Origin of the sequence: Synechococcus sp. RSCCF101 (genome assembly GCF_008807075.1) — a bacterium.
Lineage (GTDB): Bacteria > Cyanobacteriota > Cyanobacteriia > PCC-6307 > Cyanobiaceae > RSCCF101.
In genome coordinates this window covers 2346453-2368077 of the sequence record NZ_CP035632.1, presented here as the reverse complement: position 1 = coordinate 2368077, position 21625 = coordinate 2346453, and the positions used below count along the sequence as shown (strand labels likewise).

Here is a 21625-nt window from a genome sequence, read left to right as displayed (position 1 = left end):
CCAACGCGGGTAGCTTGACCTCATGCGATGCATGGCCCCGATCGGGCTGCACTGGACATGAGCCCGGACCTGTGGCAGCGCCCCCTCCGGAGGGTTGTCCCCATCGGCCTGGTGGCCGCCCTCGCCGGAGCTGCCCTGTCGGCAGCTCCTCCCAGCAGGGCCGGTGAGATCAAGGGTGCCTCCGGCCTCCAGAGTCTCGGCTCCGTCATCAACGGCATCCGCAACGGCTCCTGCACCGCCGGTCACTGCTCCATCACCGGTGGCACCGGCGCCGGCAGCAACCTCTTTCACCGTTTCGAAAAATTCGATACACGCGGCTCCATCAGCGGTGCCTCGATCAACAACGATTCCTTCTCCAACGTCATCGTCGGCGTCATCGATCCCGCCGGCAGCTTCATCAACAAGATGGTCGCCCTCTCCAGCAAGGGCAATCTCTTCTGGCTCTCTCCCGGCGGCATCTCCCTCACCGCCGGTGGCGGCTTCACCAACGTCGCCACACTCCAGCTCAGCACCGCCACCACACTCGCCGTCGGCTCCGGTTTCTTTGACGTCTACGGCAGCACCGCCTCACAGGTCGCCGGTCTCCGCGGCATCCCCATCCCAGGCTCACCTGGCCTGAGCACCGATCCCGCCAGCCTTTCCGCCATCGGCCTCTCGGCCAACGGAGACCTGACCATCGACGATGGCCTGCTCACCGTTGATCACTCCCTCCTCCTCGATTCACAGGGCGGTCATCTCCTCCTTAACGCCAGCAGCCTCTCCGCAGACGGCGGAACGATCGCCCTGGCCGGACGCTCCGTCTCGCTCGAGTCCTCCAGCCTCGATGTCAGCAATGACATCGGCAGCGGTGGATCGGTGTCGATCGATGCGGCTGACATCGTCATCGCCTCCAGCTCCATCAACGCCAGTGGCGCCACCGCCGGCGGCTCCATCTCCATCGCCGCCACGGGCAGCGTCAACCTCAGCGATTCCGATCTGACCGCCATCGGGGGGGATGGCTCCCTCCCCCTCCCCGGCGGAGCAGGCGGAGACGACACCACACAGACCGCCGACGCCGACACCACGGCAGAGAGCACCGATGCCTCTGCGACCGCAACGGCCGCAGAGGACAACGGCAGATCCACAGAGTCGAGCCAGACCACCCCATCAACAGCAGAGACCGAGACCGCCCCCGGCGCCGATGAACCCGACGCCTCCACAACGGTGAGCACAGGCGAGCCCGAGCCCAAGCCCGAGCCCGAGCCCGAGCCACAGGACACTCCACAGCTGGACACCCAACCGTCCACCGCCGAGGCCAGCGCAGCCACAGACCCTGACCCTGACCCTTCCGGCAGTCTCCCCGGCAGCAGCACCGAAACGGACGGCTCGGCTCGCAACGACGCGGCCCCGGCCGCACCGGACACCGCAGACGCCCCAGCGCCGGGCGGCACGATCCGCATCAGCGGGGCCGACATCGCCATCACCGGCGGCAGCCTGGATGCCTCCGGCAGCACGGACAGCGGACAGATCGCCACCGACTCCTCCTCCGCCAGCACATGGAGCCCCTCGCTGCAGAGCACCGGTCTGGCAACACAGATGGATCAGGCCATCGGAGAGGCCACCGATCCCGCTTCGCCAGATCCGCTGCTCCAGCAGGAAGACAACACATCCACTCAAACCAGCCTCAGCCCTGAGCCCACGGCTCCAGCAACAGAGAGCAGCACGACGCTCGTCTCACAGGCCGGCGGCAGCGCCGAGGCAACGACACCAGACATCCCGGCCGCTGCGGAACCGGCAGACGAACCCGAACCGGCAACAACAGCGGATGCAGCAGAACCGGCCGGCGGGGCCATCACGCTCCAGGCCGCAGACACCCTCACCCTCACCGGCGCCACCCTCACCGCCAACGGCTCAGGGTCCCAGGCCCGCGGCGGCTCGATCCTCCTGGAAGCAGACGCCATCGCCCTGGCCGCCAGCTCCATCGATGCCAGTGGCACCGCCGCAGGCGGCACCGTTCGGATCGGTGGCGGACGGCGCGGTGAGGACACCTCCATCCGCAATGCCTCCACCCTCACGGCCGGTGCCGACACCACCATCAGCGTTGAGGCCACAACCGCTGGCGATGGCGGTGAGCTGATCCTCTATGCCTCAGACGTCGCCTCCATCGATGCGCAGCTCTCCGCCACAGGCGGGACCGACTCCGGTGACGGCGGCTTCATTGAAACCTCCGCCGGCTTCCTCTCCGTCACCCAGGCTCCGGATATCTCCGCAACCAACGGCAACGCAGGCACGTGGCTCATTGATCCCTACAACATCGACATCGTCGCCGGGACAACCGACTCATTCATCACACCCGTCACGGGCCCAACGTACTTCGGGAATGGTCCCGGCACGACCAACAGCCAACTCAGCGTCGGCACCCTGAACGCAGCTCTAGATCTGGGTGGCACGGTGACCGTGGACACTCAGGGCGCCCCGTCCACACCCGCCGGCAACATCCGCATCCTCGCGCCGATCAGCACCACGGCAGGCTCCGCAGGCGCCACGCTGGTTTTCTTCGCGGACGGCAACATTCAGCTGGCTGCCGACATCACCTCAACCACCAATCCACTCAATGTGGAGTTCATCGTCGATGCTGACAACAGCTCAGGCGGAGAGACCTTCCAGTGGTCCAGCGGCACCCTGGATCTCATGGGCGGTACAGCCAAAGCACTGACTGGAGATCCGGCAACAGATGGGCCAACCGTCATCAACGGCGCGGCTGTCGTGGCCAGCAACACCACCTTCCAAACCGGAACCACGTCTCTCGCCACCACATCGCTGACGGTCGACGGCGCCTACAACGACCTCAACGGCTTCTCCATGTCCGGTGGAACGCTGACGGGCAGCGGAGACATCACCCTCTCGGGCAACAACACCTGGAGCGGTGGAACCATCACGGGAACAGGCAATCTCACCGTGTCGGGACCGATCTCCATCTCCGGCAATCCAGCCCTGGATGGACGTACCCTCACCCACACCAACGCCTCCGGTTCCTCCAACCTGGCAGCCGGCGCTCAGCTCAACATCAACAACGGCGCTGCATTCATCAACGAGGTTGGTGCAGCGTTCAACTTGAATCCAACAGGGACCAGTACAGCAAGTCTTGATACCGAAAGTGGCAGCGGCAACAGCTTCAGCAACCGCGGCAATCTGAACAAGAGCGGCAGCGGTACATTGATTATCTTTGATGGTCTGAACGTCAGCAACGACGGGACGTTCTCCATCACTGCCGGCACCGTTGATTTCCGCAACAGCGGCGGCAGCACCAACAGCGGCAGCACTGTCATCGGATCTGGAGCAGCACTGGATTTCTCCTCTGGCATCCATACCCTGGCATCCACGTCAACCATCAGCGGTGCAGGCCAACTCAGCATCACCGGCGCCACCCTCGACACAGCATCCGCTCCTGCGATCGATACCAACCTGGCCTTCTCCAGCGGCACACTCACCAGCAGCGGGCCACTCGCACTGAATGGTTCCCTGGACTGGAGCGGCGGCACCATCTCCGGTACAGGCGATCTCACCATCAACGGACCACTCGCCCTCTCCAACACCACCACACTCAGCGGACGCACACTCACCCACACCAACGCCTCCGGTTCCTCCAACCTCGCCTCCGGCGGGCAAATCAATCTCAACAACGGCGCCACCTTTCTCAACGCGGCGGGTGCATCCTTCTCCTTCCCCGTGGCAGATGCCACCACAACCTTCATCGATCACGATACCGGCGCCGCTGGCACCTTCACCAACGATGGCACCCTGATCAAATCCGGCGGCGGCACGCTGGATTTCGGTGATTTCGCCGGCAACAACCTTTCCTTCAACAACAACGGCTCCTTCGACATCCAGGCCGGCACCGTCTCCCTTGATGGCAGTGGTGGCACCAGCAACGGCTCCTTTGATGTCGCCTCTGGCTCCACTCTCGATGTCTCCGGCGGCACGCACGTGTTCTCCGGATCTGGCTACTTCGGTGGGGGTGGTGGGCCTGGCTCGTTGAGCAAAACCGGGAGCGGGACGCTCAGCCTCGCCGATCCCTTTGCCCTCAACCCTGCCAGCGACCTCTCACTCGCCATCTCCGGCGGCACACTCGCCGCAGACACCTCCAGTCCCATCAATGTCACAAACCTCTCCATCTCCGCTGGCGCACTCACCGGCGCCTCGGACGTCACCGTCACCGGACCCACCACCTGGAGCGGCGGCACCATCGCCGGCACTGGCAACCTCACCATCAACGGCCCACTCGCGCTCTCCAACACCACCACACTCAGCGGGCGCACACTCACGCACACCAATGCCTCCGGTTCGTCGACACTCAACACGGGTCAACTCAACATCAACGATGGTGCCACCTTCATCAATGCTGCAGGAGCCTCCCTCTCTCTTCGAGACGGCACCGGCCTGGATACAGACAGCGGCAGCGGCAACAACTTCATCAACCGCGGCAGCCTCACGAAAGTAGATACAGGATTCCTCTCCATTTTTGATGGCCTCACCTTCGTCAATGAAGGCACATTGTCAATCACTGCCGGCACCGTTGATTTCCGCAACAGCGGCGGCAGCACCAACAGCGGCAGCACTGTCATCGGATCTGGAGCAGCACTGGATTTCTCCTCTGGCATCCATACCCTGGCATCCACGTCAACCATCAGCGGTGCAGGCCAACTCAGCATCACCGGCGCCACCCTCGACACAGCATCCGCTCCTGCGATCGATACCAACCTGGCCTTCTCCAGCGGCACACTCACCAGCAGCGGGCCACTCGCACTGAATGGTTCCCTGGACTGGAGCGGCGGCACCATCTCCGGTACAGGCGATCTCACCATCAACGGACCACTCGCCCTCTCCAACACCACCACACTCAGCGGACGCACACTCACCCACACCAACGCCTCCGGTTCCTCCAACCTCGCCTCCGGCGGGCAAATCAATCTCAACAACGGCGCCACCTTTCTCAACGCGGCGGGTGCATCCTTCTCCTTCCCCGTGGCAGATGCCACCACAACCTTCATCGATCACGATACCGGCGCCGCTGGCACCTTCACCAACGATGGCACCCTGATCAAATCCGGCGGCGGCACGCTGGATTTCGGTGATTTCGCCGGCAACAACCTTTCCTTCAACAACAACGGCTCCTTCGACATCCAGGCCGGCACCGTCTCCCTTGATGGCAGTGGTGGCACCAGCAACGGCTCCTTTGATGTCGCCTCTGGCTCCACTCTCGATGTCTCCGGCGGCACGCACGTGTTCTCCGGATCTGGCTACTTCGGTGGGGGTGGTGGGCCTGGCTCGTTGAGCAAAACCGGGAGCGGGACGCTCAGCCTCGCCGATCCCTTTGCCCTCAACCCTGCCAGCGACCTCTCACTCGCCATCTCCGGCGGCACACTCGCCGCAGACACCTCCAGTCCCATCAATGTCACAAACCTCTCCATCTCCGCTGGCGCACTCACCGGCGCCTCGGACGTCACCGTCACCGGACCCACCACCTGGAGCGGCGGCACCATCGCCGGCACTGGCAACCTCACCATCAACGGCCCACTCGCGCTCTCCAACACCACCACACTCAGCGGGCGCACACTCACGCACACCAATGCCTCCGGTTCGTCGACACTCAACACGGGTCAACTCAACATCAACGATGGTGCCACCTTCATCAATGCTGCAGGAGCCTCCCTCTCTCTTCGAGACGGCACCGGCCTGGATACAGACAGCGGCAGCGGCAACAACTTCATCAACCGCGGCAGCCTCACGAAAGTAGATACAGGATTCCTCTCCATTTTTGATGGCCTCACCTTCGTCAATGAAGGCACATTGTCAATCACTGCCGGCACCGTTGATTTCCGCAACAGCGGCGGCAGCACCAACAGCGGCAGCACTGTCATCGGATCTGGAGCAGCACTGGATTTCTCCTCTGGCATCCATACCCTGGCATCCACGTCAACCATCAGCGGTGCAGGCCAACTCAGCATCACCGGCGCCACCCTCGACACAGCATCCGCTCCTGCGATCGATACCAACCTGGCCTTCTCCAGCGGCACGCTCACCAGCAGCGGGCCACTCGCACTGAATGGTTCCCTGGACTGGAGCGGCGGCACCATCTCCGGTACAGGCGATCTCACCATCAACGGACCACTCGCCCTCTCCAACACCACCACACTCAGCGGACGCACACTCACCCACACCAACGCCTCCGGTTCCTCCAACCTCGCCTCCGGCGGGCAAATCAATCTCAACAACGGCGCCACCTTTCTCAACGCGGCGGGTGCATCCTTCTCCTTCCCCGTGGCAGATGCCACCACAACCTTCATCGATCACGATACCGGCGCCGCTGGCACCTTCACCAACGATGGCACCCTGATCAAATCCGGCGGCGGCACGCTGGATTTCGGTGATTTCGCCGGCAACAACCTTTCCTTCAACAACAACGGCTCCTTCGACATCCAGGCCGGCACCGTCTCCCTTGATGGCAGTGGTGGCACCAGCAACGGCTCCTTTGATGTCGCTTCCGGTGCCACCCTCGATGTCTCCGGCGGCACCCATTCCTTCTCCGGCTCCATCACAGGCTCCGGAACCCTCAGCAAAATCGGCAGCGGCACCCTCACACTCGCCGATTCCTTCTCCTTCGAGCCCGCCAGCACACTCGCCCTCGCCGTCTCCGGCGGCACACTCACCGCAGACACCAGCAGCTCCATCACCGCCACCGCGCTCACCATGAGCGCCGGCACACTCAACGGCAGTTCCGACCTCTCCTTCCCAGGACCTCTCACCTGGAGCGGCGGCACCATCAGCGGCAACGGTGACCTCTCCGTCGCCGGGCCGCTCTCCATATCAGGATTCACCACCCTCAACGAACGCACACTCGCACACACCAACAGCTCCGGCGCCTCCAACCTCGCCTCAGGCGCTCAGCTCTTTCTCAACAGCGGCGCCTCCTTCCTCAATGCCCCTGATGCCTCCTTCTCCTTCCCCGTCGACGGCACGGCCACATCCCGGATCCGCATCAGCACCTCAGGCTCAACTGGCATCTTCACCAACACCGGCACGCTGATCAAAACCGGGACCGGCATCCTCGACATCGGTGACTTCGCCGGCGACAACCTCCTCTTCAACAACAACGGCTCCTTCGACATCCAGGCCGGCACCGTCTCCCTTGATGGCAGTGGTGGCACCAGCAACGGCTCCTTTGATGTCGCTTCCGGTGCCACCCTCGATGTCTCCGGCGGCACCCATTCCTTCTCCGGCTCCATCACAGGCTCCGGAACCCTCAGCAAAATCGGCAGCGGCACCCTCACACTCGCCGATTCCTTCTCCTTCGAGCCCGCCAGCACACTCGCCCTCGCCGTCTCCGGCGGCACACTCACCGCAGACACCAGCAGCTCCATCACCGCCACCGCGCTCACCATGAGCGCCGGCACACTCAACGGCAGTTCCGACCTCTCCTTCCCAGGACCTCTCACCTGGAGCGGCGGCACCATCAGCGGCAACGGTGACCTCTCCGTCGCCGGGCCGCTCTCCATATCAGGATTCACCACCCTCAACGAACGCACACTCGCACACACCAACAGCTCCGGCGCCTCCAACCTCGCCTCAGGCGCTCAGCTCTTTCTCAACAGCGGCGCCTCCTTCCTCAATGCCCCTGATGCCTCCTTCTCCTTCCCCGTCGACGGCACGGCCACATCCCGGATCCGCATCAGCACCTCAGGCTCAACTGGCATCTTCACCAACACCGGCACGCTGATCAAAACCGGGACCGGCATCCTCGACATCGGTGACTTCGCCGGCGACAACCTCCTCTTCAACAACAACGGCTCCTTCGACATCCAGGCCGGCACCGTCTCCCTTGATGGCAGTGGTGGCACCAGCAACGGCTCCTTTGATGTCGCTTCCGGTGCCACCCTCGATGTCTCCGGCGGCACCCATTCCTTCTCCGGCTCCATCACAGGCTCCGGAACCCTCAGCAAAATCGGCAGCGGCACCCTCACACTCGCCGATTCCTTCTCCTTCGAGCCCGCCAGCACACTCGCCCTCGCCGTCTCCGGCGGCACACTCACCGCAGACACCAGCAGCTCCATCACCGCCACCGCGCTCACCATGAGCGCCGGCACACTCAACGGCAGTTCCGACCTCTCCTTCCCAGGACCTCTCACCTGGAGCGGCGGCACCATCAGCGGCAACGGTGACCTCTCCGTCGCCGGGCCGCTCTCCATATCAGGATTCACCACCCTCAACGAACGCACACTCGCACACACCAACAGCTCCGGCGCCTCCAACCTCGCCTCAGGCGCTCAGCTCTTTCTCAACAGCGGCGCCTCCTTCCTCAATGCCCCTGATGCCTCCTTCTCCTTCCCCGTCGACGGCACGGCCACATCCCGGATCCGCATCAGCACCTCAGGCTCAACTGGCATCTTCACCAACACCGGCACGCTGATCAAAACCGGGACCGGCATCCTCGACATCGGTGACTTCGCCGGCGACAACCTCCTCTTCAACAACAACGGCTCCTTCGACATCCAGGCCGGCACCGTCTCCCTTGATGGCAGTGGTGGCACCAGCAACGGCTCCTTTGATGTCGCTTCCGGTGCCACCCTCGATGTCTCCGGCGGCACCCATTCCTTCTCCGGCTCCATCACAGGCTCCGGAACCCTCAGCAAAATCGGCAGCGGCACCCTCACACTCGCCGATTCCTTCTCCTTCGAGCCCGCCAGCACACTCGCCCTCGCCGTCTCCGGCGGCACACTCACCGCAGACACCAGCAACTCCATCACCGCCACCGCGCTCACCATCTCCGCTGGCACGCTCACCGGCTCCTCGGACGTCACCGTCGCCGGACCCACCACCTGGAGCGGCGGCACCATCTCCGGCACTGGCAACCTCACCATCAACGGCCCACTCGCACTCTCCAACACCACCACACTCAGCGGACGCACACTCACCCACACCAATGCCTCCGGTTCCTCCAACCTCGCCTCCGGTGGGCAGATTGATCTCAACAACAGCGCCACATTCCTCAATGCAGACGGGGCATCGTTCTCCTTCCCTGTCGCAGGTGCCAGAACAACCTTCATCGATCATGATGCTGGTGCCGCTGGCAACCTGGTGAATCGTGGCACCTTCACCAAGAGTGGGAACGGCACTCTGGATATCGGCTCTTTCGGCCAAGTGGTCTTTGAGGACAGCGGCATCTTCACAGTTCTTGGTGGAACAGTTGTTAACAATTCAGTTCCTCCCGCCCCCTGCAGCGGAACCATCTGCTGGGACGGCGGTGGCGCCGACAACTTCTGGAGCACACCGGAGAACTGGAGCACCAATCTGCTTCCCAGCAGCTCGGATCTGGTGGCCCTCGAGTTCATCGGCGGGGCATCCATTCTCTTTGACCCGATTGGAGCGGGCGAGGAAATCACGTCTGTCTCCATCGCCAGCCTGTTCTCCACATCCAACAACGACCTGACCATCAGCAGTGGCACCCTGTCCATCGACGGGTCCACTGCAGCCACTCTCAACGGGGCACTCACCCTCAACGGTGGGACTCTTGATGGCGCAGCTGACGTCAGCCTGGCTGGCAGAACCGTCTGGAGTGGTGGTTCCATCTCCGGCTCCGGAGCGCTCAACGTCAGCGGTCCGCTCACCGTCTCCGGCACTCCGAGCCTCAACGGACGCACCCTCACCCACTCCAACGCCACTGGAAGCTCCTCCATCGAGCCCGGCACACAGATTCGCAGCACCATTGGAGGCACCTTCCTCAATGACACCGGTGCTGTTCTGGTCCTCAACACCGAATCGGGCAGCGACTCGCGCTTCGATGAACCCATCACAAGCCCCACATCCCCTCAGGCCACCTTCAGCAACCTCGGCACCCTGACCAAGCAAGGGCAGGGCGTGTTCCGCTTTGGCCTCACCGGAGATGTCAGTGTTGCCAACGTCGGGCTGTTGTCCGTTGACAACGGCTTTGTTGTTGTTACCAGAGACTCCACCTTCGATCAACTCGGCACGATCAACCTGGCCAATGGTTCCACCCTCCAGGTGCAGGACGGCTTCACCAACACTGGCGTCATCACCGGAGATGGCCGTATCGATGTCTTCGGGAACACCCTCATCAACCTGGGCACCATCGCTCCCGGCAGTGGCAGCAATCCCACCAACGGCGGTGCCGGAATCGGCCTTCTCAGTGTTGCCGGAAATCTGGATCTGACCCCATCCTCAGTGCTCACTGTTGATCTGAGCGGCACCGGGATCGACCCCATTCAGTCGGACCGCATCGACGTGAGTGGCTCACTCGTGCTCAATGGCGACCTCAACGCCTCTCTGACGCCCAACTACACACCCGTGAACGGCGATCGGATCAGTCTGCTCTCCACTCCACGCGGCATCATCGGCGGCTTCACAACCGAATCCATCCCGACCGGCTTCTCGTCCCAGACCAACACCACCAGCAGCCCCCAGAGCTTCGATCTCCTCTTCTCCACCGGCTCAGGATGCGGCACCGGCACGATCTGCTGGGATGGTGGCGGGACTGACAACTTCTGGAGCACCCGTCAGAACTGGAACACCGATCTGCTCCCCACCAGCACCGATCAGGTCGCCCTCGATCTCTCCGGCGGCGCAAGCATCCTCTTTGATCCCATTGCGGCAGGCGCAACCAACTCATCGGTCTCCATCGCCAGCCTCTTCTCCACAGCAGACAACAGCCTCTCCATCGCCAGCGGGGACCTCTCCGTCGCCCAGAACTCCGCACTCAACGGTGCACTGACCCTGAACGGCGGCAGCCTCATCGCTGCCGGCGGCCTCTCCGCCACCACCCTGGCCATCACCGATACCGAAACCAGCGCCAGCTCCCTGCTCAGCGGAACCGGCACCCTCTCGATCTCCGATCGCTACACCCAACAGGGCGGCAGCCTCAGCGGCTTCTCCACCATCGCCATCGTCAATACCTCCACCGATTCCCTGTCCCTTTCCGGTGACGCCTCGATCACCTCACCCGGTGCCACCGTCGCCCTCGCCAGCAGCTCGCAGCCCCTCTCCCTCAACAACGCCTCGATCGATGTCAGTGGCGCAGCTTCCGGCGGCACCATCGCCATCGACGCTCCCTCCATCACCCTCTCCAGCAGTCAGCTCAACACCTCCGGCACCATCACCAACGGCGGCAGCATCGCCATCGGCCTCGGCACACCGCTGCCCAACAACGTCCTGATCGAGAGCAGCTCACTCATTGCTGATCCGCCCGCGCTCGGCGGCACCATCGGCATCGATGGACGCTCCATCGACCTGCGCAATTCCACGCTCAATGTCTTTGGCGATGACGGCGGGTCCATGACCATCGGCTCGACCAGCACGAGCAGCCTCAGCCTTGATGGCAACACCACCCTTGAACTCGGCCCCGGCGCTCCCCCTCCCTCCCTGAACGTTGGCCCCGGAGGCAGCGTCACGAACAACGCCACCATCACCATCATCCCCGGCCCTACGCCGGCACCCACGCCAACTCCAACTCCAGCGCCCACGCCAACACCCACACCAACGCCGACTCCGGCTCCAACTCCGGCTCCCACGCCAATGCCCACTCCAGCCCCGGCTCCCGCGCCAACTCCCACGCCAACGCCGACTCCAACTCCGACGCCCACATCCGACACTCGGATCGATCCGGTCCCCGTCCCGGACACCCCCGAGCTGGTGGAGGTCCTGCTCGAATCACCCATCGTCAACGTCGTCATCAACACCCAGGTCGAGCAACAGCCGCTCCGCAATCAGGAGACCGATCCCGCGGTCCCCAGGGAGGCACCCCAGCCCCTGGTCTCCGATGTCGAGAATGCTCAGCAACCCTCTCCCGTCGATCTCCAGCTTGAGGAAAGCGAACTCTTCCTCACCGGCACGCTCCTGACCTCCGACACCGACACTGCTCTTCAGGCAGAGATTGAGGACAGCGAGATCCTTGCCGAGGCGCTTGAGGCTGCAGCGGGCACTGATCAGGATGTCCTGGCCGGCGAGATTCAGCGCAGCAGTCAGGAGGCTCTCAGTTTGGCTGATCGCCTGGATCGCAGTCTGGATCAACGCATCCAGACCTCCTTCCAGGACGGCTCCTCCCTCAGCGGTGACATCCAGTCCGTCACAGGCAGCATCGATGAACGGCTCGCCGCCATCAACAGCGTCGTCGATGTGCTCGTGCTCACCCCCGCCGAAACCAGCGAGACCTACAGCGAATCCGAACGCCGCGCCGCCATCGAGGCCGCCGCAAAACTCGGCCTCATCAAAACCACGGGCGACTCCGACACCAACACCCCGAGGACAGCAGCTCCCTCCGCATCGCCGTCCCCTCCTTTGACGTGCTCCAGCAGCTCCTCAATGCCGTCATCCAGTCCGTTCGCTCTACAGGACCAGGCTCGCCCTGATCACACCTGATGCCGATGCAGACAGGGGTCGGGCAGGGCTTCAGCAGACGAGGATCAGCGCTTACGAAATAGCCCGATGATTGCTGGAGCCAAGACTTCACTCTCAACAGGTCAGACGCCAGTCTGCATCGCCCGTCCATCCATGGGGAGCGACCACGGATGGCGAGTCACCCGGATGACCACGGATGCCGAGCCATCAACTGCAATCTCTCTTGAGCAGCGTTGGCGGCAGCGAACCCCGGTACTACGCTGAGTCCGAAGACATCACGTCACCTTGTCATCAGCCATGCCGGCTCTCCAACACTCATTCGCGGTACGCACCCTTTCTGCAATCGGCATCACTACGGCCCTGCACCTTGCACCCACCACGTTGCTGGACATCGCTTCCGCTTCCGCCCAACCGCGCGTGCCCCCCGAAGCACTACGGGCCATCAATTTGGCCCGTACAACGGTGGTGGCGCTGAACGGCGGCCTCAGCGCTTACCGGCCGGCTCAATGCATGTTCGCCAGCCCCGTGCCCGGCAGCAACCTCTGCCTGGTGCAGGACGATGCCGATGGCTTCCTGTTTCACTTCGTCGGCGGGTCTCCGGCCTGGGAGCAGCAGAACCGTCTGCCGACCGTGGAAAGCGAGATCCGCATCGCGCCCCAGGGCCGCGAGGTGAGCGAGGTGCTTTACAACGGCACGCCGCGGCCCGCCTCCCTGGCCATCAATGTGGCCCGCACCCGTGCCGTGGAGCGCAACGGCGGCATGGCCGCCTACGAACCCGGCCGCTGCATGCAGGCGCCGGCCGCCACCCGCTCCAATCCCTGCGTGACCGGCATCGACGGCTCCGGCTACCGCTTCCGCTTTCCCGGCGGCACGCCCGGCTGGCAGGACAATGACCGCCGTCCCACGCTGGAGACCGAGCTGAGCGTGAGCCCCGACGGCCGCAGCGTGACCCGCACCATCTACAACGGCCCGCCGCGCTGAGCCGGCCCCGCCGCCATGCTCCGCATCCTCCATAGCGCCGACTGGCAGCTCGGCAAGCCCTATGCCCGCGTCGCCGACAGCGACAAGCGGGCCCGGCTGCGGCAGGAGCGGCTGGAGGCCATCGGCCGGCTGGGAGCCCTGGCCCGTGAGCGGCAGGCCGCCTGCATCCTGGTGGCGGGGGATCTCTTCGATGCGCCCCAGCCCAGCCGGGCCCAGGTGTCGGCCGCCTGCAGCGCCATCGGCGCCATCGATCGACCGGTGCTGGCGATTCCCGGCAACCACGACCACGGCGGGCCGGGCAGCCTCTGGCAGGAGCGCTACTTCCTCGAGGAGCGCGAACAGCTGGCCCCGAATCTGCACGTGCTGCTGGAGCGCGAGCCGGTGGATCTGCGCCGCTACGGGCTGCCGCCCGGCCTGCTGCTGCCCTGCCCGCTGCTGCGCCGCAGCGAGCCCGGTGATCCCACCGCCTGGCTGCGCAGCCTCCACTGGAACGCCCTGCCAGGCGGACCCCGCATCGTGCTGGCCCACGGCTCGATCCAGGAGTTCGGCGGCGGCAGCGGCCCCGCTGATGCCGACGACGAGAATCCGCCGCTGAGCGGCAACCGCATCGACCTGGCCGCTCTGCCCGCCAGCGAACTCGATTACATCGCCCTCGGCGACTGGCACGGCCTCAAGCAGGTGGCGCCCCGGGCCTGGTACAGCGGCTGCCATGAGATGGACCGCTTCCCGCGCGCGGCCGACTACCGCTCCGGCCAGGCGCTGCTGGTGACGCTGGAGCGGGGCGGTCCGCCCGAGGTGGAGGTGCTGCCCACCGGCGCCATCGGCTGGCACCAGATCGCCCACCGCTTCAGCGACGACGCCGATCTGGAGCGGCTGGAGCAGCGGGTTGCTGACGCCATCGGCAGTCGCAGCAACCGGGACCTGCTCCTGCTCGAACTCGACGGCAGCCTCAGCCTGGCGGCGGCCGCCGCTCTGAAGGAGCTGCTGCAGCGGCTTGAGGCCCGGCTGCTGCGCCTCAAGCTGCGCGATCGCACCAGCGTCGCGCCCGACCCGGCGGAGCTGCGCCAGCTCACGGAACGGGCCGGCGATCCCCTGGTGGCCCGCGTCGCCCGGCGTCTGCAGCAGCTGCAGGAGGATGCCGAGCAGGGCGAGCTGGCCCGGCTGGCGCTGCGGGAGCTGCACCGCAGCTGCACCAGCTGCTGAGCGGCCCACATCCGGGAGCCCGATGCAACTGATCTCCGCCCGCCTGCGCGACTACCGGCTGCACCGGGAGCTGGACCTGCGCTTCGACCGGCGGCTGACGCTGATCACCGGCCCCAACCAGTCGGGCAAGAGCACCCTGGCCGAAGCCCTGCACCGGGTGCTGTTTCTGCCGGCCCGCAGCGGCGGCGCCCTGCTCGAGGCCATGCGCACCGATCCGTTCGTGGCCGATCCCAGGGTGGAGCTGGTGCTGCGCAGCGGCGGCGGCGACTGGACCCTGCGCAAGCGCTTCGCCGGCAGTCGCGGCAGCGTCACCCTGCAGGACCCGAGCGGCCGCAGCTTCAAGGGCGATGAGGCGGAGGAGGCGCTGGCACGGCTGGTGGGCACGGCCGCCGTGGCCCGCAACCGCAGCGCCGCCGAACAGCTGCGCGAACGCTGGGGGCATCTCTGGGTGTGGCAGGGCTCCTCCAGCGCCAACCCGCTCGAGCGATCAGCCGCCGCCTACGACCACGACCGTCTGGTGGAACGGCTCCAGGCCGGCACGGGGCCCACGGTGCAGTCGGCCCTGGATCTGAGCGTGAGCGAGTCGATCGAGGCGCGCTGGTCCGCCATCCACACCCCCGGCAGCGCCAGCCGCGCACCGCAGGTGCGCAAGGGCTCGCCGCTGGCCGCCGCGCGGCAGGCCGCGCGGGACGCCAGCGATGAACTGGCCGCGATCGAGGGGCTGATCCGGGAGCAGCAGCAGGAGCAGGAGACCTGTGAACGGGCCGGCGCCGCCCTGGCGCGGCTGGCCGCCGCCTGGCCCCAGCGGCAGCAGGAGCAACGGGACCTGCAGCAGCGCCAGGAGACCTGCCGCAGCCTGCAGCAGGCGATCGGCCTGGAGGAGGCCGCACTGAAGGCCCTCGGCCAGCAGCTGCAGCAACCCCTGGCGGACCGCGAGCAACTCCGCAGCCAGCTGCGCCGCCGGGAAGCCCTCGAAGCGGAGCTGGCCCCTCAGGCCAGGGCGCTTGAAACGCTGCGGGGCGAGCAGGCGCAGCGGCAGCAGGCCCTCGATCGGGCCCGCACGGAGCTGGAGACCCTGCGGCGTCGTGCAGCGGAACTCCGCGGCGATGCGCTTCGTCTTGAGCAGCGCCATCGCCACGCCACAGCCCTGAGGCAGCAGCGGGGCCTGGCGGAACGGCTCAGCGCGATCGGCCGGCTCCAGGGCGAGCTGGAGCAGCTGGAGAAGGACCTCGCCCGGCTGCCGGCGATCGATGCCGGCGCGGTGGAGCGGCTGCGGACTCTGCAGCAGCAGCACGACACCGCCCGGGCCCGGGCCGAGGCGATGGCCGCCGGCCTTGAGGTGCTGCAGGCCGGCCTGTCGGTGCGGCTCGACGGGCGGCCGCTGGAGGCCGGCAGCCGCTGCACCCTCAGTCAGGCCGGCCTGCTGGAGGTGGGCGATGCCGTGGCCATCCGCCTGCTGCCTGGTGGCGGCGGCTCGATCGAAGCGGCCAAGAAGGAGCTTGAGGCCGCCGCGGCAGCCCTGGCGCGCGGGCTGGACGCCGGGGGGGTGGCGTCGGTGGAGGCGGCGGCGACCACCGAACGGCGCCGCAGCGACCTATTGGCACAGCGCGAGCGTCTGTTGGAGCAACGCGGCAGCGACGATGCCGCCGCCCTGAAGCATCGGCAGGAGCGGGTGCAGGAGCAGATCGAGGCGCTGCCGGAGCATCCGGAGGACGAGGCCGCGATGGATCGGGACCCCGAGGCCCGGCTCATCCAGCTCGAGCAGGAGCTGCAGCAGGCCCGCAGCGAGCGCGATCAGGCCCAGGCGGCGGCGGAGCGGCAGGCAGGGCTCGCCTCCCAGGCCGAGCGGGCCCTGGAGGAGGGCCGGCGCGCGATCGAGGCTGCGGACGCCGGGCTGGCTCAGGCCCGCGATCAGTTGCTGCAGACCCGCACCCGCATCGACGAGGTGCTCACACGCGCCGGCTCGCTGCAGGAGCTGGAGGCCGCCGTGCAGCAGCTGGAGACGCAGCGGACCGCGGCGGAAGGCCGCCTCGCCGGACATCGCCGCGAGCTGGCCGCCCTCGATCCGGAGGATCTGGCGCGCCGCGCACAGGAGCTGACCCGGGAGATCGGGGCGATGCAGGAGCAGCAGCGGCAGGCGGAAGCGGCCCGCATCCGCGCCGAAAGCCGGCTGCAGGGCAACGGCAGCCGCGATCTGCAGGCGGAGCGGGAGCAGAAGCAGGCCCAGCTGGAGGCCTGCGGCCAGGAGCAGCAGCGGCTGGAGACCGAAGCCAATGTGCTGAGCCTGCTGCGCCGCCTGCTGGAGGAGGAGCGCAACGCCATGGCCAGCCGCTACACCGCACCGATCAGCGAGCGCATCAGCGCTTATCTGGCCCCGGTGTTCGCTGAGGTGCCGCGGGCAGACCTCAGCTACGACGCCCGCAACGGCTTCGGCGATCTCGGCTGGCGGCGGGGCGGGGAGGCCGCCTTTCCCTTCGCTGTGCTCAGCACCGGAGCCCGCGAGCAGTTCGCCGCGGCCCTGCGCCTGGCGATGGCGGAGGTGCTGGCCGAGGCTTACGAGGGTTGCCTGCCGCTGGTCTTCGATGACGCCTTCGCCGCCTGCGATCCCGAGCGCCAGCAGGGGGTGCACCGCATGCTGCGGCAGGCCGCCGATCGGGGCCTGCAGGTGATCGTGCTCAGCTGCGATCCGGAACGCAGCGCCCTACTGGAGGCCGCGACCCGGATCGAGCTGGGGAGCTGAACCTCAGCCCTGCCGGGACTGCACAGCCAGAGCCTCTGAACACCCCACAGGGCTGCGCCCATAAAATGCGAATCATTCTCAGGCAAGATCTGCGCCACAGCTCGCTTTCCCCGCCACGCCTGAGGTGCACCGTCATCCATGATCGAACCGCGACGCGCCTGCCCGATCCGCCCGGCCGGAACCGGGGCCCTGGTGGCTCTCGCCCTGGTCCTTGCCGCCGGCTGCCGCGCCCCGCAGCCACCCGCCGCGGAAGCGGACGCACCGCAGGTGGTGGCGGCCGATGGCGTGCTGTGCGACCTCACCACCACCCTGGCCGGCTCGGCGGCATCGGTGAGCTGCCTGCTGGAACCGGGCGATGACCCCCACAGCTTCGCCCTCACCCCCAGCGACCGGGAGGAGCTGGAAGGCGCCGACCACGTGTTCATCAACGGCCTCACTCTCACGCCCCAGCTCGAGAGCCTGCGGGATCGCGACAACGTGACCTGGACCGCCGAGGCGCCCGGCATCAAGCCCGTGAGCCTCAAGGACATCGGCCACGCGGACCATCACGACGACCACGACGACGAGGCCCACGCCGGCGACGACCACACCGGGCACGATCACGACGGTCACGCCCACGGCGACCAGGATCCGCACGTGTGGCACAACCCCACCAACACCGCGGTGATGGCGGGAGTGATCAGCGCCCGCCTGCAGCTGCTGGCGCCGGATGACACGGCCGGGCTGGATGCGCGGCTCCAGCAGGCACAGGTCGTGCTGAGCGATCTGGACGCCTGGGCGGAGCAGGCCTTCAGCACCCTGCCCTCCGGCTCCCGCACGCTGGCCACCTCCCACCGGGCCTTCGCCAGCCTGGCGGATCGCTACGACCTGCAGGATCTGGCCGTGATCGGTGCCCACGGCAGCGGTGATCTGCTCCGGCCCGCCGACCTGGCCAACCTGGCCGAGGAGCTGCGCAGCCAGGGGGTCACGATCCTGTTCCCCGAGCAGACCCCTCCCGGCAAGGCCCTGCAGACCATCGCCAGCCGCACGGGCCTGCCCCTCTCGGACACGGCCCTGCTGGCCGACGGCACCGCCCCGGGCTCCAGCCTGGTGGCCACCTTCGTCTCCAATGTCTGCACCATCGCCGAGGGCCTGGGCGGCAACTGCGACCGGCCGGCCGGCGACGCCCTGATCGAGCGCTGGCAGGCCATCAGAACAGAGCGCTGAAGCCGCCGATGCGGCCCCGGGCCGGCAGCCAGGCGGCCTGCAGCAGCGGCCGCGGCAGGGCGGACACCTCGCGGGGTGTTCCCTCCCCATCCAGGGCGATCAGCACGGCCCGGGTCTCGTCACCGCCGACCGGGGAAAGGGTGGCCAGCAGCGACCGGCTGACCGGATCGAAGCTGAGGCTGGTGCCCGTGCCCAGGCGCCAGTCCTCCAGCGGGAAACGGCTGCCGCCAGCGCCGCCGGGTTGCAGGGTCTGCAGCGCCAGTTGGTGGCTTCCGTCCCGGTCCTGATCCACCGTCAGCAGCCAGACCCGCTCGCCATCGGCGCTGCAGCTGGCGCCCACCACCGCGGCCCGGCCGCTCCAGAGGCGCACGGGGGCCTCACCCGGCCGCAGCAGGGCCACCGTGCGGGTGAAATCCGCCTGCCGGGCCAGCATCACGGCCCGCTCCCCGAGGCCGCAGAAGGCCAGCAGATCCCGCCGGCCGGGCAGAAAGCGGCGGCCCTCCGCCAGGGGCGGCAGGGTGTGGAGGGTGAGGCCATCGGCCACCGGAACGATCACCCCGTCCCCGGTGGGCAGCAGGGTGGCCGCACCGCCGGAGGCGAAGGGCAGATCGCGCCAGCCGCGTCCGTTGGACTCCTGCAGCCGCAGCCAGGCGTCGGAACCGCTGGCGGCACCCTGCGGCTGGAGGCTGGCGCCCTGCACCAGCAGCCGGCCGGTGGCACTGCTGCTGGCGTGAACGAAGGTGCTGCTGGCCCCGAGCAGATCCCGGGGCGGACGCACCCTCAGCGGCGGACGCGGCGCCTGCGGGTCCCAGAGCCGGTTCTGCTCCACGGCGACGCGCCAGGCCCGGGCCCGCAGCGGAGCGGCATCCGTGGCGTAGAGCACACCGGCGCCATCCGCCAGCGGCCAGGCATCGCTGAGCTCCTCGCTCCAGGGGGTGAGGGGATGCCAGCGGCCGTCGGGCTCGCGCAGCTCCAACCGCTCGGCCGACCCGCGGCTCACCCGCGCCAGCAGGGCGGGGCGCGGGTCCCAGACCAGCCGGCGCGGGCGGATCGGCCGGCCCGCCGCATCCCGCCCCGAGACCCTCAACCGCAGGGGGGCCTCGATCGCCGGCTCCCCCGTGAGATCAAGCCGCCAGCGGCGCTCCTGCCCCCGCACCGTCAGGCGGCGGATCACCCGGCCGCCGGCATCGGTGAGGGCCACCTCCGGCTGCACCGCCCGGCTGAAGCGGAACGTGAGCGGCACGCCGGGGCCCAGGGCGGGGACCGACTCCACCGCCACCAGCCGGCCCGGTCGGCGCAGCAGGACCTGCTGCTGCACCAGCGCCAGCAGCCCGGCCGCGGACAGCATCAGGGTGAGGGGCAGCAGGCGGCGGTTCAGCACGGCGGCTCAGGTGTCGAAGGGCTGGCTCGGCCGCGGGATCGGCCGCACGCTGGCGGCCACCACCTCCAGCCCCTCCGGCCCGGCTCCCACCACACCGCTGACCTCCAGCCAGGCATCCACGGCCGGCGGCTGCTCCGGCCAGCGCACGGCCAGATCCACCGGTGTGGCATCGGCCAGGCAGCAGCGCACCACCAGCCGGGCCAGGCTGCGGGAGCCGTCGGGCCGTTCCAGCACGAAGCCGGAGATGCGCACCTCCTCGCCGAGAAAGCCGGCGGGGTCGGGAGCGGAGCGCCAGAGACGGGCCCAGTCCACCAGCGACCGCTCGGCCGGCGGCAGGGCGAAGCCGGCCGTCAGGCCCTCCAGCGCGGCGGAGCTGCGGTTGGCGACCAGCAGGCTGAAGGAGGGGCGGGGCGGCAGCAGCATCACCAGCAGCGCCACCAGCGCCAGCAGGGCGGTCTGACGGGGTCGGCGCAGCGGCCGGGGCCGGCGCCAGCTCTGGACCAGGGCCGCACCGGAGGCGGCCACCAGCAGGGCCCCGGCCCCGGCCACCAGCAGGTGGAACGCCGGTGCCAGCAGGAGATCCAGACGACCCGCCAGCCAGGCCTGCACCAGGCTGGCGCCCAGCAGGATGCCCGCCAGGGCCGCCGGATCGAGGCGGGCGGCAGCGCGCAGGCGGCGCTGGTGAGGCGGCGGCGGGACCGGGGCGGACGAGGGAGGCACGTTCAGAGCGCGATCAGGTTCAGCCACTGCCCCATCAGCAGCACGATGACGCAGGAGCAGAGCACCACCAGCCCCAGGGCCGGGCCCCGGAAGATGGCGGAGTAGAGCCCCAGGGCCTTGATGTCCACGATCGGGCCCAGCACCAGGAACGCGAGCAGGGCGCCGGGGGTGATCTGGGCGGCGAAGCCCAGGGCCAGGAAGGCGTCGACGCTGCTGCAGACCGAGATGATCACCGTCAGCAGCATCAGCGCCAGGATCGAGAGGGTGGGGGCCTGACCCACCGCCAGCAGCCACTGGCGCGGCAGCAGCGACTGCAGCGCGGCGGCGATCAGGCACCCCATCACCAGCAGCACGCCCAGCTCCAGCAGCTCGTCGAGGGCATGGCGGAGGGTGTCGCGCCAGCTGGGCCGCTCCCGCCCGGCCGGGGCCAGCGGCGGCGGCGGGGCCGGGGCACCCCCCAGCCAGCCGCCGCCGGCCTCCAGCAGCGACACCTGCTGCCGGGGCAGATGCAGACGCCGTTCAGCCAGCAGGCTGGCGGCGAGCAGATCCGGCTCGGCCATGAAGCGCAGCAGGCCGGCCAGGGCCAGGGCCAGCAGCAGGGCGCCGAGCGGCCGGGCCAGCAGCAGCCAGGGCCGGTCCGGAAAGGCCGCCCAGGTGCCGGCGATCACGATCGGATTGAGCACCGGCGCGGCGAACAGAAAGCCGAGACCGGTGGGCATCGGAGCTCCAGCGGCAAGCAGCCGCCGCGCCACCGGCACGTTGCCGCACTCGCAGGCCGGCAGGGCGAAGCCGAGCGCTGCACCGGTGAGGGGGCCGAGCAACGGATGGGAGGGCAGGCGCTGCAGCACCTCACCCCCGGGCAGATAGCGGCGGGCGAGGGTGGAGATGGCGATGCCGAGCACCAGAAAGGGGGTCGCTTCGAGGAACAGCGCCTGGAAGAGGGACCAGATCGTGCCCAGCTGGTCCACCCGAGCCCCTCGCGGCGCCACGACGGTAAGAGGGACCCG

8 protein-coding genes are annotated in these 21625 nt (G+C 67.7%); 5 read left to right on the top strand and 3 right to left on the bottom strand.

The window, feature by feature from the left end:
- The first annotated feature begins 57 nt into the window (after positions 1-57).
- The 5 genes from EVJ50_RS11500 to EVJ50_RS11480 all read left to right on the top strand — a co-directional run bounded on the left by EVJ50_RS11500 (position 58) and on the right by EVJ50_RS11480 (position 18517).
- Positions 58-12408, top strand: coding sequence for a hypothetical protein (locus tag EVJ50_RS11500; RefSeq protein WP_150884087.1), 12351 nt, complete (start codon positions 58-60; stop codon positions 12406-12408).
- Between the two features lie 426 nt (positions 12409-12834).
- Complete coding sequence (locus EVJ50_RS11495) at positions 12835-13368, top strand: hypothetical protein (RefSeq protein ID WP_150884086.1); 534 nt, start codon at positions 12835-12837, stop codon at positions 13366-13368.
- 15 nt (positions 13369-13383) lie between these two features.
- Entirely contained in the window at positions 13384-14571 is a 1188-nt protein-coding gene (locus EVJ50_RS11490; RefSeq protein WP_150884085.1) for a metallophosphoesterase, read from the top strand.
- A 22-nt stretch (positions 14572-14593) separates the two neighbouring features.
- Positions 14594-17311, top strand: coding sequence for an AAA family ATPase (locus EVJ50_RS11485; protein WP_191964760.1), 2718 nt, complete (start codon positions 14594-14596; stop codon positions 17309-17311).
- 138 nt (positions 17312-17449) lie between these two features.
- Positions 17450-18517, top strand: a complete 1068-nt coding sequence (locus tag EVJ50_RS11480) for a metal ABC transporter substrate-binding protein (protein WP_150884083.1) — start codon at positions 17450-17452, stop codon at positions 18515-18517.
- Here the strand turns inward: EVJ50_RS11480 and EVJ50_RS11475 are convergent.
- Genes EVJ50_RS11475 through EVJ50_RS11465 form a run of 3 tightly spaced genes read right to left on the bottom strand, consistent with a single transcriptional unit; the run spans position 18501 to position 21586 of the window.
- Positions 18501-19898, bottom strand: a complete 1398-nt coding sequence (locus tag EVJ50_RS11475; RefSeq protein ID WP_150884082.1) for a hypothetical protein — start codon at positions 19896-19898, stop codon at positions 18501-18503. The two genes, EVJ50_RS11480 and EVJ50_RS11475, sit on opposite strands and share 17 nt — an antisense overlap.
- A 6-nt stretch (positions 19899-19904) precedes the next feature.
- The gene (locus tag EVJ50_RS11470) at positions 19905-20618 is read right to left on the bottom strand and encodes a TIGR03943 family protein (RefSeq protein ID WP_225322918.1); all 714 of its coding nucleotides are present in this window, start codon (positions 20616-20618) and stop codon (positions 19905-19907) included.
- A 2-nt stretch (positions 20619-20620) separates the two neighbouring features.
- Positions 20621-21586 carry a permease gene (locus EVJ50_RS11465; RefSeq protein ID WP_150884081.1) on the bottom strand — a complete coding sequence of 322 codons (966 nt, stop codon included), beginning with the start codon at positions 21584-21586 and terminating at the stop codon, positions 20621-20623.
- Positions 21587-21625: the final 39 nt, after the last annotated feature.

Excerpts from the sequence above, each read along its gene's own strand:
- EVJ50_RS11500 (WP_150884087.1), top strand. The coding sequence starts at position 58 with ATGAGCCCGGACCTGTGGCAGCGCCCCCTCCGGAGGGTTGTCCCCATC.
- EVJ50_RS11490 (WP_150884085.1), top strand. The coding sequence starts at position 13,384 with ATGCTCCGCATCCTCCATAGCGCCGACTGGCAGCTCGGCAAGCCCTAT.
- EVJ50_RS11485 (WP_191964760.1), top strand. The coding sequence starts at position 14,594 with ATGCAACTGATCTCCGCCCGCCTGCGCGACTACCGGCTGCACCGGGAG.
- EVJ50_RS11480 (WP_150884083.1), top strand. The coding sequence starts at position 17,450 with ATGATCGAACCGCGACGCGCCTGCCCGATCCGCCCGGCCGGAACCGGG.